Source organism: Mesorhizobium sp. M0491 (assembly GCF_040321265.1).
Lineage (GTDB): Bacteria > Pseudomonadota > Alphaproteobacteria > Rhizobiales > Rhizobiaceae > Mesorhizobium.
The window spans coordinates 26337-51451 of the sequence record NZ_JAMYRE010000003.1 but is presented as its reverse complement, the minus strand read 5'-3'; the positions used below and the strand labels follow the sequence as shown (position 1 = coordinate 51451).

The window sequence follows — 25115 nt, the reverse complement described above, 5'->3', positions numbered from 1 at the left end:
CTCCTGAGGCGTCCACCGCCCGGTCTTTTCATTCCAGCCGCCATGTTCTATGTCTGCCGGGCAACGCGGGGGCGCGTCTTGTCAACCACAAAAGCATCCGGTACGCCCCGTTCATGACAGTTACCGTTCGTTTCGCCCCGTCGCCGACCGGCCGCATTCATATCGGCAATGCGCGCACGGCCCTGTTCAACTGGCTGTTCGCCATGAACAACAAGGGCCGATTCATCCAGCGCTTCGACGACACCGACATTGCGCGCTCGAAGCAGGAGTTTTCCGACGCCATCCTCTATGACCTGCATTGGCTGGGCATTTTTCCCGACGCCACCGAGTACCAGTCGCGGCGCTTCGAAGTCTATGACGCGGCGGTCGAGAGGCTGAAGACGGCAGGCGTTCTCTATGCCTGCTACGAAACGCCGGAGGAACTCGATCTCAGGCGCAAGGTGCGCCGCACGCGCGGCCTGCCGCCGGTCTATGGCCGCGAGGCGCTGACACTGACGCAAGAGCAGATCGACGAGTACCAGGCCGATGGCCGCCGGCCGCACTGGCGGTTTCTCCTCCCCAATTTCTCAGGCGATCCACAACAGCCGGAACGCACCGAAATCCACTGGAACGACCTGGTACGCGGTGAGGAAACCGTCGATCTGGCCTCGCTTTCCGACCCGGTCCTGGTGCGCGAGGACGGCACCTATCTCTATACGCTGCCTTCCGTGGTCGACGACATTGAGATGGGCGTCAGCCATGTCATCCGCGGCGACGATCATGTCACCAACACCGGCGTGCAGATCGCCCTGTTCCAGGCTCTGGATGCCGAGCCGCCAGTGTTCGGCCACCATAATCTCCTGACCACCGCATCGGGCGAGGGCTTGTCTAAGCGCACCGGCGCGCTCTCCATCGAGAGCCTGCGCGAGGACGGCATCGAGCCGATGGCCGTCGCATCATTGGCCGTTCTGGTAGGCACTTCGGAGAATGTCGCAGCGATGCCGACGATGGGCGAACTCGCCGAACGCTTCGATCCGGCGGCGACATCGAAATCCGCGGCCAAGTTCGATCCGGACGAGCTGTTCGTACTCAACCGGTCGCTGCTGCACCACATGCCGTTCGCCGAGGCACAAGACCGTCTGATCGTGCTCGGCGTCTCCGGCGAGCAGGCCGAACCGTTCTGGCTGGCGGTGCGCGGCAATCTCGACAGGCTGGCCGATGCGGTCAATTGGTGGCGCATCCTGCGCGAAGGGCCTCAGGAGACGCCGGAATTTTCCGATGAGGACCGCGACTTTCTTCGACAGGCGTTCGACCTGTTGCCGGAGGAACCCTGGACCGCGACGATCTGGAAGGACTGGACGGGCAAGATCAGGGAAGCGACCGGCCGCAAGGGCAAGGCGTTGTTCATGCCGCTCAGAACAGCCCTTACCGGACTGCCTTCGGGGCCGGAGCTTGCAGATCTATTGCCGCTGATGGGTCGGGAAGGAACGTTGGCCCGACGACCCTGACCTTCCGCTGTTCCGGCGGCAAGGCTGATATCGGCGACGTCACCGGCTTGGCGGAAACCCGCTTGATCGTCTCGCGGTCGAGCCCGCCTTCCTGATTGGCCAGCGTTTCGGGATCGGCACCTGGATCCGGTTTGGAGATCGGCACCGGAATGAACGGTGCGGAGTCCGTCTCGGGTTGCAACTGTTCCGGATTCGGCGGGTTGCCGGCGATGATCTGAAAACCCTGCGCGGCGGCGTTGCAGCCGCAAGCCGGCGGCCGCGACATATCGGGCTGCTTGTAGAGATAGGCGGTCGGCAATTCACTGTAGGGCCGGCCGGTGATAGATGACGTCATCGAGGCCGAATCGTCGCCCATGCCGCGCGAGTAGAAAACCTGCATTTCGGTGCCGGGGCAGCTCGATTCGCAATTCTTCTGGTCACGTTCGAAATCGCCAGCCGAGGCTGAGTTCGACATCGGGAAGAAGTAACCGTCGCAGGTGCGCACACAGGAGGTGTGGAACTCACCGCCGACGCTCGGAAAATCGGGTATGCCGGGCTGGTTGAGCACCCGGCGGACATTGCGCTCCTCGCCTGGATCGTCGGGCGGGCTAGGCTCATCAAGCATATCGAGTTGCTGGCTGTTGCCGCCAAAAAGCTGATTGAACAGGTTTGCGCTGCCGCCGTCGCGGTTGGCTTCCTGCAAAGGCGTCCGCCGAGGCGCTACGATGTCGTCGCGGCAGCCATTGGCGTCAAGCGCCGCCAGGATGCGTCCGCGGTCGCGGCGAGAGCCGCCGCCGGCCAGCCGCTCGCGCTTGTTCTGCAAGGCGTCGAGATTGGCATTCATGCGGTCGATCGTGGCGTTGAGTCCGGCGCATTGATTGAGGTTGCGACCAAACAGCGAAAAACCGCACCCGGCCCGGCTCGCCTGGCTGCGAGCCTTCGAAATCTGTTCATGCTGCCTGGCAATTGCGGAATCGTATTTCCGGATCAGCGCCGGACCGCCACCGCCGCCGCGCGAGGACGCGGCAAGATCGGCTTCCAGCTGGCGGCAGACCCGCGAAGCAGCCTGTGGCTCGGCCACCCCCCAGGTTGCAGACAACAGGAGGCCAAGCAGCACGGCAGCATGCGCCTGCTTCCACCCTCCGCTTGCCATCCGCCCAAACTCCGCCTGCCAAATCCCGACTGTTAGCCCCGCAAGGCTACCGTGTTCGCGGTTAACTGCAGTTTACCGCGAAATCCGTGTTCAGCCCAGATTGACGACCGCCTGTGCCTTGTGGGCGGCTTCGACCACGGCAAGCGCCGTCATGTTGACGACGCCGCGCGAGGTGACGGACGGCGTCAATATATGCGCCGGCATGTCGGTGCCGAGCAGGATCGGCCCGACGTGTAGCGCATCCGTCATGGTTCTGAGCGCCGTCAGCGTGATGTTGGCCGAATCGAGGTTGGGGAACACCAGCAAATTGGCTTCGCCCTTCAGCCTCGAATGGGGATACACGCGCTGGCGCAGGTGCTCCGACAGAGCAGTGTCCGCATGCATCTCGCCATCGCATTCAAGGTCAGGCGCGATGCGCGCCAGGATCGCCGCTGCTTGCCGCATCTTCAGGGCACTGGGCGAATCGCGCGAGCCGAAATCGGAATGCGACAAGAGCGCTGCCTTAGGCTCGATGCCGAAGCGCTGGATTTCTTCCGCCGCCAGCACGGTCATTTCGGCGATTTCTTCCGCCGTCGGGTCGACGGAGACGTGGGTGTCGGTCAGGAAGATGATGCCGCGCTGCGAGATCAGCATGGAAAGCGTCGACAGGTCGTGGTCCTTGATGCCGGCGCGGGGGCCGATGATCAAGGTGACGTTGCGCAGATGCCGCTCGAAGCGGCCTTCGAGGCCGCAGACCATGGCATCGGCATCGCCGCGCTTCAGCGCAAGCGCTGCGATTACCGTGTTGTCGGTGCGCACCATGGTGCGCGCGGCCTCCGTCGTCACGCCACGCCGGCCGGCGAGTTCGATCAAAAGGTCGACATAATGGCGGTAGCGCGGATCGTCTTCCGGGTTGATCAGGCCGAAATCGACACCGGGCTTGATGCGCAAGCCGTAGCGCTTCAGGCGCACCTCGATGACGTGCGGGCGGCCGATCAGGATCGGCTCGGCGATGCCTTCCTCGAGCACCACCTGGGCGGCGCGCAACACGCGCTCATCCTCGCCGTCGGCATAGATGACGCGCTTGGCGCTCGATGCCTTGGCGGAGGAGAACACCGGCTTCATCACCAGGCCGGAGCGGAAGACGAAGCGGTTCAGCTTGTCGATATAGGCGGCGAAGTCGGTGATCGGCCTTGTCGCGACGCCGGTGTCGCAGGCTGCCTTGGCGACCGCGGGCGCTATGCGCAGGATCAGGCGCGGATCGAACGGCGAAGGAATCAGGAATTCAGGGCCGAAGATCGGCGTCTCGCCGGAATAGGCGCGGGCAGCGACGTCCGAAGGTTCCTCGCGGGCAAGGGCTGCGATGGCGCGGACCGCCGCCATCTTCATCTCCTCGTTGATAGCGCTGGCACCACAGTCGAGCGCGCCGCGAAAAATGTAAGGAAAACAAAGTACGTTGTTGACCTGATTGGGAAAATCGGAACGGCCTGTGCAGATCATCGCATCGGGGCGGGCGGCGCGTGCCGCCTCCGGCATGATCTCCGGATTGGGGTTGGCCAGCGCCAGGATCAGCGGCTTCGGTGCCATGTGCTGGAGCAGTTCCGGCTTCAGCACGCCTGCCGCCGACAAGCCGAGGAAGACATCGGCGCCCGATATGACGTCGGCCAGCGTGCGCGCCTCGGTGTCCTTCACATAAGGGTCTTTCCAGCGGTCCATCTCGTCGGTCCGCCCTTTGTAGGCAACGCCGAAACGGTCGGTGACCCAGATGTTTTCGACCTTGGCGCCGAGCGAGACCAGCAGGTTGAGACAAGCAAGGGCGGCAGCCCCGGCGCCGGAGGTGACGATCTTGATTTCAGATATGGTTTTTCCGGCGAATTCCAGCCCGTTGAGCACGGCGGCGGCGACGATGATGGCGGTGCCGTGCTGGTCGTCGTGAAACACCGGTATCTTCATGCGCGCCTTCAGCTGTTCCTCGACCTCGAAGCATTCCGGTGCCTTGATGTCCTCGAGGTTGATGCCGCCGAAGGTCGGCTCCAGCGCCGAGATCGTCTCGACCATGCGCTCAATACCGGGCGCGTCGATCTCTATGTCGAAGACATCGATGCCGGCGAACTTCTTGAACAGGACGGCCTTGCCTTCCATGACCGGTTTGGAGGCCAGCGGGCCGATATTGCCGAGGCCGAGAACGGCCGATCCGTTGGTGACGACGCCGACAAGATTGGCGCGCGCGGTATAGTCGGCGGCGGTCGCCGGATCGTCGCGGATTTCCAGGCACGGGGCGGCGACGCCAGGCGAATAGGCGAGCGCGAGGTCGCGCTGATTGCCGAGCGGCTTGGTCGCCTGGATCTCGAGTTTTCCCGGCCTTGGGTGCTTGTGGAAGTAGAGGGCGGCTTCGTCGAGGTCCGAACGTGCCGTCTTTTTGCTCTCGCCTTCCATGCGGCCGCTCCCTCGAAATCTGGCTGGAGATTCCCTTTTAGCATGCAGCCGTGGTTTTTCGCGACGCTAATTGACGCGCCGAGAGCTTTACCCGGTGGCGCGGCGAAAGCCACAATTAATCAGATGCTTATCTTGATTTTCTGACAGACCATTCCTGCAGTTTCACGGACAAGTTGATCAGAAGGCGCTGACGTAGAGACCACCATCGACCGGTATGTTCTGCCCGGTCAGATAGCCGGCATGGACCGAGCACAGGAAGGCGCAGATCTGGCCGAATTCCTCCGGCGTGCCGAGCCGCTTGGCCGGAACGTCGGCGCTGATGCGGGTCTTGCGCGCGGCTGCGGCCTCAGGGCTTTCGACACTGCCGGCCTCGTGCGGCCCGCGCAGCCGGTCGGTGTCGAGCTTACCCGGCAAAAGACTGTTGATGGTCACGTTGCGGTCGATCACCGTTCTGGCCACGCCGGCAAGAAACGAGGTCAGGCCGGCGCGCGCGCCGGACGAGAGATCAAGGCCGGGAATGGGCACATAGACCGACAACGAGGTGATGTTGACGATGCGGCCGAAGTCGCGCTTGGCCATGCCGTCGATGACAGCCTGCACCAGCTCGATCGGCGTCACCATATTCTGGGTGACGCCTTCGAGGATTTTTTCGCGATCAAGCGTGCGGAAGTCGCGAAGCGGCGGCCCGCCATTGTTGTTTACGAGGATATCTGGCTCGGGACAGGCCGCGAGCAGCGCCTTCTGCACCTCGGGCTTGGAGACGTCGCCGACGACTTCCGTCACCGACACGCCGTAACGCTCGCGCAGCTCCGCGGCGGTCTTGGCCACCAGTTCGGCGTTGCGGCCATTGACGACGATGTCGCAACCGGCCTCGGCCAGCGCCATGGCGCAGCCTTTTCCGAGCCCCTTGCTCGAAGCGCAGACGATGGCCTTCTTTCCGCGGATACCAAGATCCATGACGATTTCTCCTGTGATTTGGCCGGCAGGCTAGTCCTTCGGCTGGACCAATCGCAACCGTCATACGGTTGTTGCATGAATCGGGGCATAGGCTCGCGAAAGCAACGGTGAAATCGCGATGTCCGGCCAAGAGCCCCGCACTTTCCGCAGCATGTTCATTTCCGACGTCCATCTGGGCTCGAAGGCGGCCAAGGCCGAGTTCCTGATCGATTTCCTTCGATATCACGATGCCGATATCATCTATCTGGTGGGCGACATCGTCGACGGCTGGCGGCTGCGACGGAGCTGGCATTGGCCGCAAAGCCACAATGACGTCGTGCAGAAACTGCTGCGCAAGGCGCGCAAGGGCGCCAACATCACCTACATCGCTGGCAACCATGACGAGTTCGCCCGCCAGTTCCAGGGCGTGCATTTCGGCGGCATCGTCGTCGCCGACAGCGCCATCCACGAGACCGCCGACGGCAAGCGCCTGCTCGTCATCCATGGCGACCAGTTCGACACCGTCGTCCACAATGCGCGCTGGCTCGCCTATCTCGGCGACCGTGCCTATGACGCGGCCATGCTGGTCAATCGCGTGGTGACGCGGCTGCGGCAACTGCTCGGCCTGCCGTATTGGTCGTTTTCGTCCTGGGCCAAGCACAACGTCAAGAAGGCGGTGAACTTCATCGGCTCGTTCCAGACCATGCTTGCGGACGAGGCGCGCCGCTCGCATGTCGACGGCGTCATCTGCGGCCACATCCATCATGCCGTCATCGAGAATTTTGGCGATGTCCAGTACATCAACACCGGCGACTGGGTGGAAAGTTGTACGGCCGTGGTCGAGCATTTTGACGGCCGCATGGAAATTCTGACCTGGGCGCAGGTGCTGCCCGAAGCGCCGGACGAGCCCTTTATCCCGTTGCTCATCGAAGATCGGGTAGGGCAGGCGGCATAGTCCGAAGTCTTTTCGGGCTTCGGAATCAATCAATTAGTCCAACCGGTTTCGTCCGGTTTTCGTCCATGTTAAGGGATCGACACGCGTTGCCGTCCGGTCGAATACAGCGCGATTGGATCGATTCATGGCCCTGCCGCAGCTCTCGTCCGAACAACTCGTCAAGCCGCGCCATTTCGAACTGCGCATGAGCCTGATCTTCGCGACGCTGTACGTGCCGCTCGGAACGCATTTGCCTTATTTTCCACTGTGGCTGCAGGCCAAGGGTTTTCACGCCGAGCAGATCGCCGTCATTCTGGCGGCGCCGATGTTCCTGCGCGTGGTGACGACGCCGTTACTGACCGCGCTGGCCGACCGTGCCAGGGACCGCGCCGATGTCTATGTCGCGCTGATGGCTGCATCACTGCTCTTGTCGGCAGGCTATTTCCTGCCGCCGACCTATGCGATGGTGCTGGCGGTCTCATTGGCGCTGACCATTGTCTGGACGCCGCATTCGCCGATCGCCGATTCGCTGGCGCTTTCGGGTGTCCGCCGCTTCGGTTCGAACTACACAAGCATGCGCAAATGGGGCTCGATCTCCTATCTCTGCGCCAATGTCGCCGGCGGCTTCATTCTGTCGGCAACCGGTTCGCAGGCCGTTCCGGTTGTCATTCTGGCGGCGTTTACCGCGGCCCTTGCCGCCGGCCTGCTGGCGCCGCGTCTAGGCCGTCCGCGGCGCGCCTCACCGCTGTCGGCCGCCGACATCCAGCATTCGGCGCCGAAGCTTCTCAACCCGTATTTCCTGTATTTTTCCGTCGGCGTCGGCGTCATCACCGCCAGCCACGCATTCCTCTACGGTTTCGTCTCCATCTATTGGAAATCGATCGGCATCAGTGATTCGGTTGTCGGTCTCTTATGGGCTTGGGGTGTGGTGTCGGAAGTCTGCATGTTCATGATGTTCACCCGCTTTTTTGACCGGTTCTCCGTCGTGTCGATCATGGTGATGGCGGGGATCGGCTCCATCGTGCGCTGGATCGCCTTTCCGCTGGTCTGGCCGCTCGGCCTCGGCATTCCCGGTTTCTTCGGTGTCCAGTCGCTGCACTCGGTCTCGGTGGCGCTTGGGCTGATCGGCCTGCAGAAGATGATCGGCGAAACCGTCTCCGAGGAGCGGACAGGTGCCGCGCAAGGCATTGCCTATTTCTCCAACGGCTTCTTCATGGCGGTGGTGACGCTGGCGTCCGGCCCGCTCTACGACCGTCTCGGCGTGGACGGCTTCTTTGCCATGATCCCGATCGCCTTGATCGGGCTGGTGCTCATCGGGCTTGCTGCGCGCTCAGCCCCACAGCGCCGCATCGGGCGGTGACACCAGCGATCCCTGGTAGACAAGGCCCGGTACCCGGTCGCGGGCAAGCAGCAGCGGACCGTCGAGGTCGACAAAATCGGCATGCTGGGCAAGCAGCACCGCTGGCGCCATCGCCAGTGACGTGCCGACCATGCAGCCGACCATCACGCCGAAACCGAGTTCGCGGGCGCGATCGCGCAGCACCAGTGCCGCAGTCAGGCCTCCCGACTTGTCGAGCTTGATGTTGACCGCATCGTAAAGACCGACAAGCGCTTCGAGATTCTCAGCCTCGTGCACGCTTTCATCGGCGCAGATCGGCACGGGATGGGCGATATGGCGCAGGATCTCGTCACGACCGGCCGGCAGCGGCTGTTCGATCAGCGCGATGCCTTGTTCGGCGGCAAAGGCGAGGTTCGCAACGATGTTGTCGTCGCTCCAGCCCTCATTGGCGTCGAGGATGATGCGGCTGTCTGGCGCTGCCTGCCTGACCGCGCGGATGCGGGCAATGTCGTTGTCGCCGCCGATCTTGACCTTGAGCAGCGGCCGCGCGGCATTGACGCGGGCCTGCGCCGCCATCGCCTCCGGCTCGCCCAGCGACAGCGTGTAGGCGGTTTTGAGCGCCTGCAAGGGAAGAGCACCTATCGCGACTGCTACCGAGGTTCCGCTGAGCTTTGCCTCCAGATCCCACAGGGCGCAGTCTATGGCGTTGCGGGCGGCTCCGGCCGGCATCGCATCGAGCAAGGCGGTCCGGCCGATGCCACCGGCGATCCGGCCACGCATGGCCTCGATCGCGTCGCGCACGCCCTCCATGGTCTCGCCATAGCGCTTGTAGGGGACACATTCGCCGCGGCCGAAGTGGCCGCCGTCGCCGATCGTGCAGGAGATCACCTCGGCTTCGGTCTTGGAACCGCGCGAAATGGTGAAGGTTCCGGCGATGAGAAAACGCTCGGCCTCAACCGAAATGACACGCGCCATATTTTTCTGCTCCTGCTATGCGACAACCGTTGTCGGCAAATCGACAGGTCAGACCCGTCAGGCTAAACAGGACGCCATGTTGACCATCGGCAAGCGCGACGCAAGCGGCACGACCGCAGGGGAGGCTGACCACGAACCGCGCGTGGCGATCGGCGAGGAGGATGGCGTTCTTGGCTGCGCCTTCTCCGGAATCTGGACCACAAGGACCGTCGCGCTCATCGACGCCGACATGCGCAAGATCGAAAAGCGAAGCGGCTTCAAAACCTTGGCGCTCGATGTTTCCAAGATCGAGAAGATGGACACCGCCGGCGCCTGGCTGATCGACCGGCTGGTCAGCGCCTTCGAGAAGAAGGGCGTCGAGATCCAGATGCAAGGCCAGAGCGAGATCGCTTCGATCCTGCTCGAAGCTGTCGGCGAGGCCGTGCGGCGCGAACCCGAATCCGGCCCGGCGCGACCGCCCAACATCGTCATTCGCGCGCTGGAGGCGGTTGGCCGCCGGGTCTACGAGATGCGCGACGATTTTCTCGCCTCGATGAACATCCTCGGCGCCACCATCCGTGGCGCGCAGATGAAGCTCGGCCGTGGCCATGCCGTCAACCCGGCGGCGATTTTCAACCAGATCGACCGCATGGGCGTCGGCGCCATTCCGGTGGTGGTGCTGATGTCGGCGATCGTCGGCGCCATCGTTGCCCAGCAAGGCGCCTATCAGCTCAGCTATTTCGGCGCCGATATCTTCGTCGTCGACCTGGTCGGTGTGCTGATCCTGCGCGAACTCGGCGTGCTGATGACGGCAATCATGATCGCCGGCCGCTCCGGCAGCGCGATCACCGCCGAGATCGGCTCGATGAAGATGCGCGAGGAGGTCGACGCGCTGAAAGTCATCGGGCTCAACCCGATCGGCGTCCTGGTCTTTCCGCGGCTCGTGGCGCTGGTCATCGCCTTGCCGTGCCTGACCATCATCGCCAATTTCGCCGCACTCGGCGGCGGCATACTGGCTGCCTGGCTCTATTCCGACATCCCGCCCGCCGCCTTCATCGACCGGCTGCGCGTCGCCATCGATCTCAGCACCATCTTTGCCGGCCTGATCAAGGCGCCGTTCATGGCCATGATCATCGGCACGATTGCCTCGGTCGAAGGCATGAAGGTCGGCGGCAGCGCCGAATCGCTCGGCCAGCATGTTACCGCTTCGGTTGTGAAGTCGATCTTCGTCGTCATCATCCTCGACGGACTTTTCGCCATGTTCTACGCAGCGATCGAGTTCTGAGATGAAGCTGCGAAACAGGAAAAGGGCAGGCGCATTGGCTGATGACGCGGGTGAGGGCGACATCGTGCTATCCGCGCATGACATCAGCGTGTCCTTCGCCGACAAGCTTATCCTCGACAGACTGTCGCTCGACATAAGGCGCGGCGAAATCCTTGGATTTGTCGGCGCCTCGGGTGCTGGTAAATCCGTTCTGCTGCGCACCATTCTCGGCCTGACGCGCAAGCAGTCGGGTACGATCAAGCTGTTCGGCGTCGATATCGAGAAAGCTGATGATGCGGAGCGTCTGCGCATCGACATGCGGCTTGGCGTGCTGTTCCAGCACGGCGCGCTGTTCTCGGCGCTGACAGTGCTGGAAAACGTCCAGGTGCCGATGCGCGAATATCTCGACCTGCCGCGAAAGCTGATGGACGAACTGGCGATGCTCAAGATCGAGCTGGTCGGGCTGCCGCCCGATGCAGCGCAGAAATTCCCGTCCGAACTGTCCGGCGGCATGATCAAGCGCGCCGCGCTGGCCCGGGCGCTCGCGCTCGATCCCGACATCGTCTTCCTCGACGAGCCGACATCGGGCCTCGATCCGATCAGCGCGGCGGAGTTCGACGAGCTGGTGGTCAAGCTGCGCGATACGATGGATCTGACCGTCTACATGGTGACGCACGATCTCGACACGCTGTTCACCGCTTGCGACCGGGTGGCCGTGCTCGGCAAGAAAAAAGTGCTGGTCGAAGGCACCATCGGCGACATGCTGAAGAGCGAGGAACCGTGGGTAAAGTCCTATTTCCGCGGAAAACGCGCCCGGCAACTTGATCTTGCGGCGCGCGCATAGCCATAAGTGGGACAATGGAAACCAGAGCCAACTACGTCATTGTCGGCATCTTCACGCTGGCCGCGATCCTGGCGGCGTTTGCCTTCGTCTACTGGACGGCGGCCATCGGCGACAAGGGCGAGACGACGTTGCTGCGCGTGCGCATTCCGGGCTCTGCGTCCGGGCTTGGCCGCGGCAGTTTCGTGCTGTTCAACGGGGTCAAGGTCGGCGACGTCAAGCGCGTCTATATCGACGTCGACAATCCGACGGTTGCCATCGCCGATACCGAGATCGACCGCATGACGCCGATCACCAAATCGACGCAAGCCGATATCGGGCTTGCCGGCCTGACCGGGCAGGCCAACATCGAGCTCAAGGGCGCCGACCCCAAGGAAGTGAAACTCCTCGACCAGGCGGAAAAGGAAGGCAAGGTCGCCGAGATCGTCGCCAACCCGTCGGCGGTGACCAACCTCTTGCAGACGGCGCAGAATATCTTCACCCGCGCCGACAAGGTGCTGACCGAGCTCGAAGGCTTCACCAGGGACGTTCGCGGGCCGCTGACGCAGACCGTCCAGAATGTCCAGACCTTCTCCGATGCGCTGGCCAAGAATTCGGACGGCATCGACAAGTTCCTGTCCGCCGCCAGCACGCTGGCGGATGAGCTGAAAGGCGTTTCCGGCAAACTCGACGGCACGCTGAAAGCAGCCGAAGGCCTTCTCAACGCCGTCGACAAGGACAAGATCAAGAGCATCGTCGCCAATGTCGACGCGGTAACCGGTAACCTCAAGGAGACGTCGAAACAGCTCGACGGCGTGATCAAGAACGTCGATACGGCCGTGGGGTCGGTCAACGATTTTACCAAACGGACGCAAGGCACGCTGGCCAAGGTCGACAACGTGCTCGACGGTATCGATCCCGCACAAGTGCGCTCGGCGCTCGCCAACATCCAAAAGGCCAGCGAGAGCGCCGACAAGGCCGCCGCCGACATCGCTGAGGTGACCCACAAGTTCGCCAACCGGGCCGACGACATCGACCAGACGATCAAGGATGCAAAGCAGCTCGCGCAACGGCTCAACGATGCCTCGGTGCGCGTCGATGGCATTCTTGCCAAGGTCGATACCTTGCTCGGGTCGGGCCAGGCCGACGGCGTGATGGCGGATGCCAGGGCGACGCTGAAGTCGTTCAAGCAGGTTGCCGACACGCTGAATGCCCGCCTTGGCGTCATCACCGACAATCTGGCGCGCTTCTCGGGACAGGGGCTTTCGAATGTCGAGGCTTTGGTGCAGGACAGCCGCCGTTCGATCAGCCGCATCGAAGAGGCGGTGACCGATCTCAGTCGCAATCCGCAGCGCATCCTTTCGGGTGGCGACGGCGAGGTTCGGCAATTCGATGGCAGGGCGCGGCGTTGACTTCGGCGACGGCGCGCCCCAGAAACATGAGCCGCGAAAGCGGGTCGATCTTACGATCCGGGGACAACGGGGATCGCGCGTGAAGTCTGTGTGGGTGAAAACGGGCGGGTTGACTTCGGCTGCGGCACTGCTTGCCTTGACGTTGGCCGGCTGCGCGGCGTTGGGCGGCAAGCCCGCGCCGCTCGATACGTTCGAGTTGTCGGCGCCTTCGGTCGACGCGCATGGCCACAGCCGCCGGCAGATCCTGATCGCGCAGCCGTCGGCGCTCAAGGCGCTGGACAGCCAGAACATCGTCATCAAGCCGTCGGATCGCTCGATCCAGTATCTCAAGGGCGCGCAATGGGCCGACCGGCTGCCGCTGATCGTGCAGGCGCGGCTGGCCGAGACCTTCCAGCGCTCGGGCAGCTTTGCCGGCGTCGGCAAGCCGGGCGAGGGCCTGGCGATCGACTATCAGGTGATCGTCGAAATCCGCTCCTTCGAGGTGCGTGTCGACGGCGGCGAACATGCCGAGGTCGATCTGTTCGTGCGGATCCTGAACGATCGCAACGGCGAGGTCCGTGCCTCCAAGAGCTTTACCGCAGCCGCACCCGTCTCGGGCAGCGGCAATCCTGCCTATGTCAGCGCGCTCGACAAGGCGTTCGGCGACGCCGCCGGGCAGATCGTGAGCTGGACGGATTCGGTGATCTGAGCGCGGGGGCGCCGGAATCCCACAAAGCTTCATCCCCCCAGGCTTCTCTACCTACAAGCGGTCGAAGATTTCCGGGCGGAGCTTTCCGGTCTTCATCAGGTACTGCAGGGTATAGGTGACGGACAGCGCGTCACCGAGCGCGTCGTGCCCCTGCAATGGCGGGTGTTCGACGCCGTAGTAATCGGCGAGCTTGTTGCTCGGCGTTCTCGCCAGATCCTCGATGGGCATTCCGGCCGCGATCAGCAGCTTGACGGCATTGTCAAACCGGGTGGCCGGGACCGGAGGCTGAATGCCCGCGACATAGCAACTGATGGCGATCATGTTCAATTCGTCCTTGCCCCAGGACCAGAATCGCGACCCTCCGGAAAAACGATCGACGTCAGCGAGCGCATCTCCTAGCGCCACCCCCTCGGTCTCCAGATCTTCCTCGGTGATGCCGGTTAGTTTGGTGAAGAACGGATCGAGGGCGTATCTCTGACCAAACCGGTCGACCGGTCTGATATAGGCCTTGTGTTTGCCGAGCAGGGGGAAGTCGCCCTCAAGTCCAAGCCTGACCGCGCCGATCTGCGCGATCACCGGGTCGGGGTCGTGTGCCGCGCACCAGAATCGGCGTTGCGAGCCCTCCAGGCAAAGAAACTCGCAGTCGAAGATGATTGCCGTCTTCACGATCACACCCTTCGAGCGTCAGGGCAGCGGGTATTGTCGGTGGACTTCAGTGCGTCGGAAATCGACTTAGCAAGTCCCGAACGCGTCGATCGGCTTGCAAACGTGCTACGGGCAGGTTCGGCGCGTGCCGGAGGTTCAGCGCAGTCACAGGCGGGACCATGGCCCCGCCTGTTCAATTCCTGTCTTAGTGCAGGCGGCCGCTCGCATGGGCCAGCATGGTGTAGACCTTGCCTGTGTCCGACGTCAGATAGGTCTGCGCCATGATGTTGTCGCGGTCGTTGCGCGAGACATCCTTGAGCAGCTTCTCGAAATCGTCGCAGTAGCGGTCGACGGCGGCGCGGAACTCGGCCTCGGCCTGATACTTGCGACGAATCTCGTCGAACGTCTGCTGTCCCTTCAGCGTGTAGAGCCGCCGCGTGAAGACGTCACGCTCGCCACGCCGGTAGCGGTTCCACAGCTCGATCGAAGCATCGTGGTCGATGGCACGCGCGATGTCGACGGAGAGCGAGTTCAGCGATTCCACGACATGCAGGGGCGAGCGCTGGGCAGGGGTAGCGCGCTGCGCTTCCACAGGGGCCGTAGGGGCTGCCGACCTGAGGTCCTCATCGTTCGATGCCGCGGTAAGCAGATCGCGCACCCATCCGCCCTGAGGCGTGCGGGCGCTGGCATCGCCGCGCGGACGCGGTGCCGCCTCGGCAGGACGCTCAAGGTCGAGCGTGCCTCGCAATGCAGGGCCGCCCAAGGGCGCCTGAGGCGTGCGCAGGTCCGGCTGCGGTGCCGGTGCGCGGCGCGGCGGCTCGGCAGCGCGTGCGGCCGGCGCTTGCGGCGCCGGGCGCAGGTTGCGTGGTTCTGATCCGTCACCGCCGCCGCGGCCGGACTTGGCCACGATGTCCGAAAGCTCCTTGAGGGCATTGATCTGCTCGGAAACGGCGCGGCGGATGGCCGAGGTCGATTCCTTTGCCTCTTCCGGCATTTCGATGACGCCCTTCTTGAGCTCGGCCCGGGTCAGGTCGAGTTCGCTCTTGATCGAGCCCGCGGTGCGCCGCATCTCCTCGGTCGCATCGGCAAAGCGCTTGGTTGCCGAATCGACGACGTCGGTGATGGCATTGCGGATCTTGTCGGCCGATTCCATCGTCTTGCCTTCGGCGTTCTGCAGCGTCTGGCCGACGAGATTTTCGAACGAGCGCATGACCCTTTCGAGATCTTCCGACTTCTTGACCAGGCCGACGGCGAGGTCTTCGAGCGACGATTGCCTCTCGAGCGTGTGTTCGAGATTGCTCTGGGCCGAGCTCAGCAGGTCCGAAGCGCTGGACAGCAGGCGGCTGTGTTCGTCGAACTTGGTGGCGATCGACGCCACCTCGCGCAAGGTGGACGACGACAGTTCCGTCAGCCTTGTCGTGTTCGAGTCGACCAGTCGCGCCGAGCTGGCGAAGGTCTGCGCGGCTTTCTCGGTGGTGGCGGCGAAGCTTTGCGTGCTGCCGCTCAGGCGTTCATCGACCTGGCCGAGATTGACCGCGGCCTGCTCGATCAGCTGGCCGAGCTGCGAACTAGACTTGGTCATCCGGCCGATGAGATCGGCGACGCTGTCGGACAGCGACGAGCGGGCGCCCTCGACCGCCGACAAGGTTTCGGCGGTGCGGTTCGCGAGTGCGTCGACAAGCGCGGCATTCTCGCTGCGCAGCTTCTCGGTGGCGCGTTCGGTGACCTCTTCCATGCTCTTTTGCAGGTCCGAGCCGCCCTGGGCGAAACGCTCGACCAAGGGCCGTGCGGTTTCGTCGAGGATCTTCGACATTTCGGCCGAACGTGCGGCGAGCATGGTGTTGAGTTCGCGGGTGTTGGCGCCGATCGTCTTGGCGGCATCGTTGGTGCTCTGGCCGATATGCTGGCCGACCGCGGTGAAGGTCTCGGCGATCACATTGGCGCGCGAGACGAGTTGCGCCTCGGCATTCGACACCTGCTCGTTGAGCTTCTGGCCCATCGTCTCGGCTGTGAAGGCGAGGCGGTTCTCGACGCCTGAGACCTGCTCTTCGACACGGGCGGCCGCGGCCGCGGCGCTCGAGGCGAGCCGCTCGTCGGCGCCGGCAAGCGCCTGCTCGATTTCGCGGGCGTGCACGGCCATGTCCTGGCCGGTCCGCCTGGCGCGTTCGGCGACCCTTTGCTCGGTATCGGCAAAGGCACCGACGATGGTCTCGGCATGCTCGCCGATCGTGGTGGTGCTGCTGGCGATGCGCGACACCAGGCGCTGATCCGCGTCGTCGAAGATACGGCCGATTTCCGAAGCACGGCTCGACAGCGCTTCCGAACCTTCGGCGATGCGCGAGACGAGCTGCTGGTCGGCGGCATCGAAGATGCGGCCAAGGTCCGATGCGCGTGCGGCAAGCGCTTCGGCCGATTCGCCGATGCGCATGCCGAGCCGCTGGTCGGCGCCTTCGAAGTTGCGCAGGATGTCGCCGGCGCGCGCTGCCAGCGACTGGGCCGTTTCGATGGCGCGGGCGACCAGCTTCTGGTCGGCGGCATCGAACGTGCCTGCAATCTCGCTTGCACGAGCTGCCAGATGATCGGCGGTGTCCTGAGCCCGGGCGGTCAGCTGATCGGCGGTTTCCTGGGCGCGGGCGGCGAGCTTCTGGTCCGCCGCTTCGAAGGTGCCGGCGATCTCGCTTGCGCGAGCAGCCAGTTGATCGGCGGTTTCATGGGCGCGGGCCAGCAGCGAGCTGGACGTGTCGTCCGCACGGGCAAGCAAGGCGCTCGACGTATCTTCCGCACGGGCGTGCAGGCGACGGTCTGCATCCTCGAAGGTGCGGGCGATGTCTTCGGCCCGCGCCAGCAGGGCGGCGGAGGTCTGCTCGGCGCGCTCGGCGATCTTGCGGTCGGCGTCGCTGAACGCGGCACCAGCCTGCTCGTGCAGGGTGCTGGTGACTTCCAGCACCTTCTCGCGCAGGGCGCCGGCGACAAATACGGCGCTCTTCTCGAGCACGGCGCGGACGTTGTCGACGCCTGTCGAGAGCGCACGCTCCATGGTGCCGGCGCGCTCCTCGATGATGCCGGTCTGACGGCTGAACGCCTGCTCGATCTTCTCGACATCTCCCGCAATCGCGGCAGAGATGTCCGAGCTTCTGGCGGCGATCTGGTCGATGTGGCCGGAGAGTGAGCGGTCGACGTCCTTGCGGGTTTCGGCGAGCTTGCCGAGATCGTCTTCCAGCGCGCGGGTCAGCATATTGCGACCTTCGGACAGCTTGCCGACATGTCCGGCGATGACGTCGTCGATATCGCTGCGGCTTTCGGTCAGCTTCTGCAGGTCAGCTTCGAGGGCGCGTTTGAGAATGTCGCGGCCCTCGGCCAGTTTCTCGACCTGGCCGGCGACCAGGCCGTCGATGCTGGAGCGGCTTTCGGCCAGCTTGGCCAGATCGGCTTCCAGCGCGCGCTTGAGAACGTCGCGGCCTTCGGCGAGCTTCTCGACCTGGCCGGCGACCAGGCCATCGATGCTGGAGCGGCTCTCGGCCAGCTTGGCGAGATCGTCCTCGAGCGCCTTCGACAGGGTCGAGCGCTCCTGGACAAGCCTTTCCGCGTGGCTGTTGACGAGGCCACCGACGTTTTCCAGATCGGCCTCAAGTGACCTCGACAGTGTCGAACGATCCTGGGCGAGCCGTTCGGAATGGCTGTTGACCAGGCCGTTGACGCTTTCGAGATCAGCCTCGAGCGCTCGGGCGAACTGTGCCCGGTCATCGACCAGCTTCTGCGACTGATCGGCAATGGTTCCCTTGATCGCATTGAGGTCGGATTCCAGAGCGCGCCGCAGGATGTCGCGACCCTCGGAAAGCTTCTCGACCTGACCGGCGACGAGCCCGTCGATGCTGGAGCGGCTGTCGGCCAGCTTGGCGAGGTCGTCCTCAAGTGCCCTGGACAGGGCGGAGCGGTCTTGGACAAGCTTGTTCATGTGATCGGCGATGACGCTGTTCACATTCTGCAGGTCGGTTTCCAGCACCCGCGAAAGCTGCCCGCGATCCTCGGCCAGCTTTTCCGACTGGCTTGAGATGACGCCCTTGATCGTGTTCAGGTCGGATTCCAGCGCGCGCTTGAGAATGTCGCGGCCTTCGGCCAGCTTCTCGACCTGACCGGCGACCAGACCGTCGATGCTCGAACGGCTTTCGGCCAGCTTGGCAAGGTCGGCTTCAAGGGTCTGCGACAGCAGGCTGCGGTCTTCGGCGAGGCGTCCTGAATGCCCTTCGATCAGGCCGCGTATGCCGGACAGATCATTGTCGAGCGAATGGGAAAGCTGCGTGCGGTCCTCTGCCAGTTTGGCGGAATGGGTTTCGATGAGGCTCTTGATGCCGACGATGTCGTTTTCCAACGCCTTGGCGAGCACGGCGCGGCCTTCGGCGATCTTTTCCACCTGACCGGCGACCAGACCGTCAATGTCGGCGCGGCTGTCGGACAGTTTGCCGAGGTCGGCTTCCAAGGCGCGCGACAGAATGTTGCGGCCCTCGGCGAGCTTGCCGACATGGCCAGCGACCATTTCATCAATGATCGTACGGGCTTGCACCAGTTTACCGGAGTCTTCGTTTAGGGCAGTGGAGAGCCTGTTGCGGCCTTCTTCCAACCTTTCGAGATGGCTGCCGAGCGACGCATCGATGGCCGCCCGCGATTCATTGACCTTGCGCAGATCCTCTTCGAGAGCGCGCGAGATCAGGCTGCGGCCTTCGGCCAGCTTCTGCACCTGGTTGGTCACCGCCGCATCGATGCCGGCGCGGCCCTCGGCGAACTTCGCCAGGTCGGCCTCCATGGCCGCGGCCATGCGTTCGCGGCTTTCGGACAGTTTCCTGCTGTGGTTCTCGACAGCTTCCTCGATGCCGACGCGGGCGTCGGCGAGCCGCTGGATGTCGCTGTCGAACGAACGCGACACGACGTGGCGGGCGGCTTCCATGCGTCCGGCGAAGTCGCTGGCGCGGGCTTCGAGCATGGAGGAGGTCGAGGTGACGATGTCGGCCATGTCGGCGCCGATCTGGGTCTTGCCCTGATCGATCATCGCCGACAACGTGTCCTTGCTCTCGGCAAAGGTGTGGGCGATTTCGCGGGCGCGCTCGACCAGCGTTTCGTTGATCTGGCGGGCGCGGGCCTCGAGTGCCGCATTGAGCTTCTGCGTTCCGGTGTCGAGCGCCTCGGCGCGGGTCTGGAACTCGCTGATCAGTGCCTGGCCGCGTTCGGCGAGCGTCCGCTCGATGCCGTTGAGGCTGGCCTCGAATTCGGAATTGAGGGTGCGCGCGGCGCCGCCGAGCAGTGACACCATGCCGGTGGTGCGATCGTCGAGCAGATCGGTCAACGACCGCGTCAGGCCGTCCGTGGTGTCCGTCAGCTTGGCAATGCGGGTGTCGAGAAGGCTGGCGAAGGCCTCGCCCGAGGTCGACAGCCGATCGGTGATCGAATCGAGCCGGCCTTCGACCGAATCGAAGATCGACATCGAGCTTTCGTTGATGCGATCGATCAGCGTGTCGCCGGAATTGGTGATCGTCATCGACAATTTGGTCGATGCATTCAGGATCGAGTCGCGGATGATATCGGAGGCGGCGCCGATCTCGTCCTTCAGCGTCTCATGCGCGCCGGTGATCGAGGCGCGGACGCGCTCGGCATGGGTGACGACGGCTTCGCGCTCGCTGCCGAGCCCGTCGACCAGCGAACGGATGCGGGATTCATTCTCGGAATAGGAGCGTTCGATCTGGTTGACTTCGCTGTGGACAAGCGTTTCCAGTTCGACGGCGCGGGCAAGTGTGCGTTCGATGCCTTCGCCCATGGCCGCGACTTCGCGACGAACGGCCTGGCCGATCATCATGACGCGATCCTGGGCAAGGTTTTCCGGCTCGGTCAGGCGGAAGGCCACTTCGGTCATGGACTGTGCGGCGATGCGCATTTCCTGGGCGCGGCGAATCATGGCGGCGAAGGCCCAGAACAGGATGACGGGCACGATGGCCGCGACGGCGAGGCCGATCAGTTCCGGACGGGCAAGGAACTGGTCGAGCGTACGGATTCTCCAGATGCTCGGTCCGAAAAGCAGATTGGCCAAACCGCCGGCGCCGGCGAACCAGGCGAGCGAAACGAAGGCGACGACCCAGTAAATGGTGCTCGAGGCACGCCTGTTGAGGCTGTGCAGAAGCGTCTTGTAGTCCTTCTGGCGATCGTCATTGGCCGGCGCGAAACCCGCGGGCTGGGCGCCATTGCGCGGTTCCACGGGGCGCAATTCGGCAGGCTTGGCCTTGGGCGCGGGTTTCGCGGCGTGGTTCTGATTGACCACAGGCTCCGGGTTTTGTTCCGGCTTATGATTGCGTCCCTCGCGCGCCAGCTCGTCGGCCGCCTGGGATATCTGAGCTTCCAGATCCTCCATCGAAGCCGCGATGTCGAGGTCGCCGCTGCCGATCTCGTTGCTGAGGTCGAGATCGAGCGCCTTTTCCAGTTCCCTGGCCACGTCGCTGTCGAGAGTTCTCGTCGTCGTTGGTTTCTTTGCCATGCCTTCGCTACCCTGTACTAGCTGCCGCGGGCTTATAATTCTGTTTGTCTTGCCCCGCGCAGGAGGCTGAAAATGGACCCCTCGTATCGTAATGACACAGGGGGGTAAAGAAAACATGCATTCCGCGGGATACGTAAAACTTTAAATATAAGGTTAACGGAACTGTGATTTGGGCGCCGCTTTGGCAACATTTTTCCCGGCCATTCATTAACCCGTTGTCCATTGGATTCGCCTAGGTTTTTGGGCGAATCGAAGAAACGGAGTTCGAGTTTATGCGTGGCGAAAGCGGCATTGCCTTCTCAATGCCCGGGGGCGACGTATCCGGACCAAGGCGGTCACGGCCGGTCGATTTGGCACACCTTGCCCGCCAGACGATGGGCGACCGCAGCCTTGAGCAAGAGGTGCTGGCGCTGTTTGTACAGCAGGCGCTGTCCGTGCGCGACAGAATAGTCGACGCCGACATCAAGGACCGGCTTCTGCTCGCCCATGGATTAAAGGGTTCGGCACGGGGCGTCGGCGCCTTTGCCATCGCCGATTGCGCCACCGAGATCGAGCACCGGCCGGAAGACGGCCAGACGCTCAAGCGGCTTGGCACGCTGATCGACGAAGTGCGCGATTTCATCGCCGCCATCAACCGCTGAATCCGCGCCGAACCCGATTTGCGGAAAAACGTCATCGGGCGGCGCTTTCATGCGGCAGTTGACTTGTCAGCCGGAGTGATTATCTCGGCTGGAACTCCCTTCAGGTGACAAATGACCAAGCTGACTTTCATTGCCCATGACGGCACGCATTTCGACATGGACGCCGAGAACGGCTCTACGGTCATGGAAAACGCGATCCGCAACGCCGTGCCCGGGATCGAAGCCGAATGCGGCGGTGCCTGCGCCTGTGCCACCTGTCACGTCTATGTCGACGAAGCCTGGACGGCTGAAGTCGGCGAGCCGGAAGCGATGGAAGAGGACATGCTGGACTTCGCCTACGACGTCCAGCCCAACTCGCGCCTGTCATGCCAGATCAAGGTCCGCGATGCGCTTGACGGCCTGGTTGTCCGCGTGCCCGCCCGCCAGGGATAAGCGCAGGATCTTTGCCAACTGATTTTTCCCGCTGCGGCTTGGCAGCGGAGCATTGGTCATGCAGTGTCCTGCTCTCTTCGCAGCGAGGCACATCGCATGACCGAGACCACCAAGACAGACGTGCTTATTGTCGGGGCAGGGCCGGTCGGCCTGTTTGCCGTGTTCGAGCTCGGCTTGTTCGACATGAAGTGCCACCTGATCGACATTCTGGATCGGCCGGGCGGCCAGTGCGCGGAGCTCTATCCGGAAAAGCCGATCTACGACATTCCAGGCTGGCCTTCGATCTCGGCGCAGGGGCTGGTCGACAAATTGCTCGAGCAGATCGCGCCGTTCAAGCCTGATTTCAGCTACAACCGAATGGTTTCCAGCCTGGAAAAACTGGAGGACGGCAGTTTTCGCGTCACCACCGACGAAAATGAGGTGTTCGAGGCCAAGGTGGTGGTGATTGCCGCCGGCGGCGGCTCCTTCCAGCCCAAGCGTCCGCCGATCCCCGGCATAGAGCCCTATGAAGGCAAGAGTGTCTTCTATTCGGTGCGCCGGATGGAGGATTTTCGCGGCCATGACCTCGTTATCGTCGGCGGCGGCGACTCGGCACTCGACTGGACGCTGAACCTGCAGCCAGTGGCAAAGAGCGTGACGCTGGTGCACCGGCGGCCCGAGTTCCGTGCCGCCCCCGACAGCGTCAACAAGATGTATGCCATGCAGGAAATGAGGCAGCTGGAATTCCAGGTCGGGCAGGTGACCGGATTGACCGGTGCCGACGGCCAACTGTCATCGGCCACCATCAAGGGACCGGACGGCGATGTCGAGGTGCCTTGCACGCGCATGCTGCCGTTCTTCGGCCTGACCATGAAGCTCGGACCGATCGCGGAATGGGGTCTCAACCTTCACGAGAACCTTATTCCGGTCGATACCGAGAAGTTCCAGACATCGGTGCCTGGTATCTTCGCGGTCGGCGACATCAACTGGTATCCGGGCAAGCTGAAGCTGATCCTGTCGGGCTTCCACGAAGTGGCGCTGATGGCGCAGGCCGCCAAGCGCATCATCAGCCCCGGCGAGCGCATCGTTTTCCAGTACACGACCTCCTCGACCAGCCTGCAGAAGAAGCTCGGCGTCTCCGGCTGAAGCTTACTCGGCGAGGATGGGCGCCGCATTGTCGGCGTAACCGCGAAGCTCCTTTTCGGGCATCAGCGTCAGCGTGATCAGCCCCAGCAGCAATGTAGCGGCGGCGACGGCAAAGATCATCACGAACGGCTCGACCGTCGCGCTATGGCCCACGATCCGCACGCCTTCACCGGCAAGCGGCAGGCCGTAGCCCAGAGCGACCGCGCCGAGCATCGCGACACCAAGCGCACTGCCAAGCGAACGCAGGAATGTCAGCACGCCCGTCGCGACGCCGAGATGCACGCGATCGACGGCGTTCTGGACCGACACGGTGGTGACCGGAAACGTCGTTCCGGTTCCAAACCCGATGCAGATCGTCAAGACCTCTACCTCCAGCAGCGTTGCATATCCTGCGACGACGGCCAGCAGGCAGAGGCACAGCATGCTGAAGACGACGCCCACCATTGCAATGCGCTTGTAGTGGGTGAAATGCGGTATCATGCGCCCGCTGAATGCCGCGCCGCCGACGGTCCCCAGCAGAAGCCCAAGCATCGCGATGCCCGACTCTGCTGCCGACAGGCCGAGCACCGCCTGAAGATAGACGGGCAGGTACACAGCCATGCCGACGCTTGCGGCCTGAAGCAGGAACATCGAAAGCGTGCCTGCCAGAACGATTGGATTGCCAAGCACTTCAAGCGAGATGAGCGGCTCGGCGGCTCGCATAAGCCGCAAGGCAAAAGCGCCCCAGAAAATCGCCGAACCGCAGAGAACGCCGATGACTTCAAGCGAAATCCAGGGATAGGCGCTGCCGCCCCAGTTCAATGCGAGCAGCAGCAGCGCCGTGGCAATGATCAGAAGCAACGCGCCCAGGCCGTCGATACGATGGCGCTTTGCGGCAACGGGCAGTTTCTTGAGCGGCTTGTTGATGATCGCCATCGCAAGAAGACCAAGCGGAATGTTGATCCAGAAGATCAGTGACCAGTGCAGGTGCTCGGCGAAAGTGCCGCCGAGCAACGGACCGGCAACGCTGGCGACAGCCCATGTGCCGGAGAACCAGGCGGCATAGCGTGCCCGCTCGCGCGGCGGAACGAGATCGCCGACGACGGTCTGCGTCAAAGCGAACAAGCCGCCGCCACCGGCGCCCTGGATCGCCCGCCCGACAACCAGCACAAACATGTTGGGAGCCATCGCACTGACCAGCGATCCCGCCAAAAAGATCAGGATCGCGGCATAGACGGTTGGCCGGCGGCCGTAGACATCGGAAATCTTGCCGTAGAGCGGGGCCACGGCGGTAGCGGTCAGGAGATAACCGGTGACGATCCATGGCAGATAGTGTGCGTTTCCGAGCGCATGCCCGATGGTCGGCATGGCCGGCGCGACAATGGTCTGGTCGAGTGCCGCCAACAGCATCGACAACAGCACGCCGCCGATGATGGCGTTCTTTTCGCTCTCTGTTATCGGCGTGCCGGTTTCCGCCATCGTTTTGTTATCGACAGCCTGGTCCATGATCGTTCATCCAAAAGCTTGCGATTTGACCGGCGCTGTTCAGCCGTTCCGGTTTCTTGACCGTTTGGATCGCATTGGTGTTTTAAGCTCGCGTCTGGCGAGCCTGATATATGTCGTCCCATATAGGCCGGTTTCGACAGGGGCTCGAAAGTTTTTCGAATCTGGCACTACGCTTCGGCGAATTTGGCTTTCAGTTCGGGTGCGTTCAGGCCGGCGGCAGTCGGCCGTTGCCGATGCGCTCCATGCGGTAGCGCAGCAGCCGCAGGATGCGGCTTTCGAAATTGACGCTTTCGACGCGGTCGAACTGAAGCTGGGCGCGGTCGTGCCTGGCCAGAACAGCCGCGGTGATCGCGGCCGCCTTGGCCTTGGCGGCGTCGCAGTTCTTTTGCGGGTAGGTGGCCTTCAAGGCTTCTTCGAGTTCGCCGCCATGGTTCTTGGCGATTTCGACATGGCGCTCCTCATGGCGCTTGATGTCGGCGGACAGCGTATCCCAGAACAGCCTGACATCGGCATCGGCCTTGCGCGGGCGGCGCCACTCCGGAAGGATCACCTTCACCTTGACGGTCACCACCGCGTCGGCGATCCGGCAGGCACTCGGTGTCTGCGCATAGCTGATGCGGGTGGTGAAAGCCATTTGCGTGGCGCCCGGGTGCCGCGTGCCGGTGCTTTTCACCTCCGGCCCGCGTTTGGAGAGTTGTGCCTCGATGTCGTCGAGCGTGCTGCCGCCGATGGCGAAATAGCTGTACGTCTTGACGAGATTGGCGGCAGCCGCCGGAAGCGGGGTCATGGCGAGCAGCAGCGCGCAAGCCAAGGATTGTTTCACGCCCAAGGACGGTTTTTTCATGCCAAGCATGGATCGTTTCATCATGTTGCCTCTTCGACCACCTTG

At 63.3% G+C, this 25115-nt stretch carries 18 protein-coding genes; 10 read left to right on the top strand and 8 right to left on the bottom strand.

The window, feature by feature from the left end; translation table 11 throughout:
- Positions 1 to 113 precede the first annotated feature (113 nt).
- Positions 114 to 1487: a glutamate--tRNA ligase gene (gene gltX / locus NKI69_RS04110; protein ID WP_023810570.1), complete on the top strand. Its 1374-nt coding sequence runs from the start codon at positions 114 to 116 to the stop codon at positions 1485 to 1487.
- Here the strand turns inward: gltX and NKI69_RS04105 are convergent.
- The 3 genes from NKI69_RS04105 to NKI69_RS04095 form a co-directional block, all read right to left on the bottom strand.
- Positions 1405 to 2619: a DUF2865 domain-containing protein gene (locus NKI69_RS04105; RefSeq protein WP_023810571.1), complete on the bottom strand. Its 1215-nt coding sequence runs from the start codon at positions 2617 to 2619 to the stop codon at positions 1405 to 1407. The two genes, gltX and NKI69_RS04105, sit on opposite strands and share 83 nt — an antisense overlap.
- Before the next feature lie 90 nt (positions 2620 to 2709).
- Entirely contained in the window at positions 2710 to 5034 is a 2325-nt protein-coding gene (locus NKI69_RS04100) for an NADP-dependent malic enzyme (protein WP_352720167.1), read from the bottom strand.
- 177 nt (positions 5035 to 5211) lie between these two features.
- Positions 5212 to 5991: an SDR family oxidoreductase gene (locus NKI69_RS04095; protein WP_352440283.1), complete on the bottom strand. Its 780-nt coding sequence runs from the start codon at positions 5989 to 5991 to the stop codon at positions 5212 to 5214.
- A 118-nt stretch (positions 5992 to 6109) separates the two neighbouring features.
- On the opposite strand from NKI69_RS04095, the gene NKI69_RS04090 reads away from it, so the two are divergent.
- Positions 6110 to 6925 (top strand): UDP-2,3-diacylglucosamine diphosphatase, encoded by an 816-nt coding sequence (locus tag NKI69_RS04090; protein WP_352720165.1) that lies wholly within the window; start codon positions 6110 to 6112, stop codon positions 6923 to 6925.
- Positions 6926 to 7049: 124 nt separating this feature from the next.
- Entirely contained in the window at positions 7050 to 8264 is a 1215-nt protein-coding gene (locus tag NKI69_RS04085) for an MFS transporter (protein WP_352720163.1), read from the top strand.
- Here the strand turns inward: NKI69_RS04085 and dgcA are convergent.
- On the bottom strand, positions 8235 to 9218 hold the full coding sequence (gene dgcA, locus NKI69_RS04080) for an N-acetyl-D-Glu racemase DgcA (protein ID WP_352720161.1): 984 nt from the start codon (positions 9216 to 9218) through the stop codon (positions 8235 to 8237). The genes NKI69_RS04085 and dgcA overlap by 30 nt on opposite strands.
- Positions 9219 to 9294: 76 nt before the next feature.
- Between dgcA and NKI69_RS04075 the strand changes: the two genes are divergently transcribed.
- The 4 genes from NKI69_RS04075 to NKI69_RS04060 all read left to right on the top strand — a co-directional run bounded on the left by NKI69_RS04075 (position 9295) and on the right by NKI69_RS04060 (position 13381).
- Positions 9295 to 10482, top strand: a complete 1188-nt coding sequence (locus tag NKI69_RS04075) for an MlaE family ABC transporter permease (RefSeq protein ID WP_023810578.1) — start codon at positions 9295 to 9297, stop codon at positions 10480 to 10482.
- Between the two features lies 1 nt (position 10483).
- The gene (locus NKI69_RS04070; protein ID WP_352440286.1) at positions 10484 to 11305 is read left to right on the top strand and encodes an ABC transporter ATP-binding protein; all 822 of its coding nucleotides are present in this window, start codon (positions 10484 to 10486) and stop codon (positions 11303 to 11305) included.
- A gap of 14 nt (positions 11306 to 11319) precedes the next feature.
- Entirely contained in the window at positions 11320 to 12693 is a 1374-nt protein-coding gene (locus NKI69_RS04065) for an MlaD family protein (protein ID WP_352440287.1), read from the top strand.
- A gap of 79 nt (positions 12694 to 12772) precedes the next feature.
- Positions 12773 to 13381: an ABC-type transport auxiliary lipoprotein family protein gene (locus tag NKI69_RS04060; protein WP_502900147.1), complete on the top strand. Its 609-nt coding sequence runs from the start codon at positions 12773 to 12775 to the stop codon at positions 13379 to 13381.
- Positions 13382 to 13432: 51 nt separating this feature from the next.
- Here the strand turns inward: NKI69_RS04060 and NKI69_RS04055 are convergent, their stop codons facing one another.
- Both NKI69_RS04055 and NKI69_RS04050 read right to left on the bottom strand, forming a co-directional pair.
- A complete protein-coding gene (locus NKI69_RS04055; RefSeq protein ID WP_352720157.1) occupies positions 13433 to 14047 on the bottom strand; it encodes a 3'-5' exonuclease in 615 nt (204 codons plus the stop codon).
- A gap of 184 nt (positions 14048 to 14231) precedes the next feature.
- Positions 14232 to 20543, bottom strand: coding sequence for a kinesin (locus tag NKI69_RS04050; protein WP_352720155.1), 6312 nt, complete (start codon positions 20541 to 20543; stop codon positions 14232 to 14234).
- Between the two features lie 272 nt (positions 20544 to 20815).
- On the opposite strand from NKI69_RS04050, the gene NKI69_RS04045 reads away from it, so the two are divergent.
- The 3 genes from NKI69_RS04045 (at position 20816) to NKI69_RS04035 (ending at position 22741) form a co-directional block, all read left to right on the top strand.
- Entirely contained in the window at positions 20816 to 21184 is a 369-nt protein-coding gene (locus NKI69_RS04045; protein WP_023813039.1) for an Hpt domain-containing protein, read from the top strand.
- A 111-nt stretch (positions 21185 to 21295) separates the two neighbouring features.
- Positions 21296 to 21616 carry a 2Fe-2S iron-sulfur cluster-binding protein gene (locus tag NKI69_RS04040; protein WP_013531878.1) on the top strand — a complete coding sequence of 107 codons (321 nt, stop codon included), beginning with the start codon at positions 21296 to 21298 and terminating at the stop codon, positions 21614 to 21616.
- Positions 21617 to 21712: 96 nt separating this feature from the next.
- Positions 21713 to 22741 (top strand): NAD(P)/FAD-dependent oxidoreductase, encoded by a 1029-nt coding sequence (locus tag NKI69_RS04035; protein WP_352440292.1) that lies wholly within the window; start codon positions 21713 to 21715, stop codon positions 22739 to 22741.
- 3 nt (positions 22742 to 22744) lie between these two features.
- Here NKI69_RS04035 and NKI69_RS04030 read toward each other — a convergent pair whose 3' ends face one another.
- Both NKI69_RS04030 and NKI69_RS04025 read right to left on the bottom strand, forming a co-directional pair.
- Positions 22745 to 24226 carry an MDR family MFS transporter gene (locus NKI69_RS04030; RefSeq protein ID WP_023813037.1) on the bottom strand — a complete coding sequence of 494 codons (1482 nt, stop codon included), beginning with the start codon at positions 24224 to 24226 and terminating at the stop codon, positions 22745 to 22747.
- A 205-nt stretch (positions 24227 to 24431) separates the two neighbouring features.
- Positions 24432 to 25091 (bottom strand): DUF922 domain-containing Zn-dependent protease, encoded by a 660-nt coding sequence (locus tag NKI69_RS04025; RefSeq protein ID WP_050592737.1) that lies wholly within the window; start codon positions 25089 to 25091, stop codon positions 24432 to 24434.
- Positions 25092 to 25115 lie beyond the last annotated feature (24 nt).

Coding starts and splice junctions, on each gene's coding strand:
- NKI69_RS04045 (WP_023813039.1), top strand. CDS start 20,816: ATGCGTGGCGAAAGCGGCATTGCCTTCTCAATGCCCGGGGGCGACGTA.
- NKI69_RS04075 (WP_023810578.1), top strand. CDS start 9,295: ATGTTGACCATCGGCAAGCGCGACGCAAGCGGCACGACCGCAGGGGAG.
- NKI69_RS04100 (WP_352720167.1), bottom strand. CDS start 5,034: ATGGAAGGCGAGAGCAAAAAGACGGCACGTTCGGACCTCGACGAAGCC.
- NKI69_RS04050 (WP_352720155.1), bottom strand. CDS start 20,543: ATGGCAAAGAAACCAACGACGACGAGAACTCTCGACAGCGACGTGGCC.
- gltX (WP_023810570.1), top strand. CDS start 114: ATGACAGTTACCGTTCGTTTCGCCCCGTCGCCGACCGGCCGCATTCAT.
- NKI69_RS04105 (WP_023810571.1), bottom strand. CDS start 2,619: ATGGCAAGCGGAGGGTGGAAGCAGGCGCATGCTGCCGTGCTGCTTGGC.
- NKI69_RS04085 (WP_352720163.1), top strand. CDS start 7,050: ATGGCCCTGCCGCAGCTCTCGTCCGAACAACTCGTCAAGCCGCGCCAT.
- NKI69_RS04040 (WP_013531878.1), top strand. CDS start 21,296: ATGACCAAGCTGACTTTCATTGCCCATGACGGCACGCATTTCGACATG.
- NKI69_RS04090 (WP_352720165.1), top strand. CDS start 6,110: ATGTCCGGCCAAGAGCCCCGCACTTTCCGCAGCATGTTCATTTCCGAC.
- NKI69_RS04030 (WP_023813037.1), bottom strand. CDS start 24,226: ATGGACCAGGCTGTCGATAACAAAACGATGGCGGAAACCGGCACGCCG.
- NKI69_RS04065 (WP_352440287.1), top strand. CDS start 11,320: ATGGAAACCAGAGCCAACTACGTCATTGTCGGCATCTTCACGCTGGCC.
- dgcA (WP_352720161.1), bottom strand. CDS start 9,218: ATGGCGCGTGTCATTTCGGTTGAGGCCGAGCGTTTTCTCATCGCCGGA.
- NKI69_RS04095 (WP_352440283.1), bottom strand. CDS start 5,991: ATGGATCTTGGTATCCGCGGAAAGAAGGCCATCGTCTGCGCTTCGAGC.
- NKI69_RS04035 (WP_352440292.1), top strand. CDS start 21,713: ATGACCGAGACCACCAAGACAGACGTGCTTATTGTCGGGGCAGGGCCG.
- NKI69_RS04025 (WP_050592737.1), bottom strand. CDS start 25,091: ATGAAACGATCCATGCTTGGCATGAAAAAACCGTCCTTGGGCGTGAAA.
- NKI69_RS04070 (WP_352440286.1), top strand. CDS start 10,484: ATGAAGCTGCGAAACAGGAAAAGGGCAGGCGCATTGGCTGATGACGCG.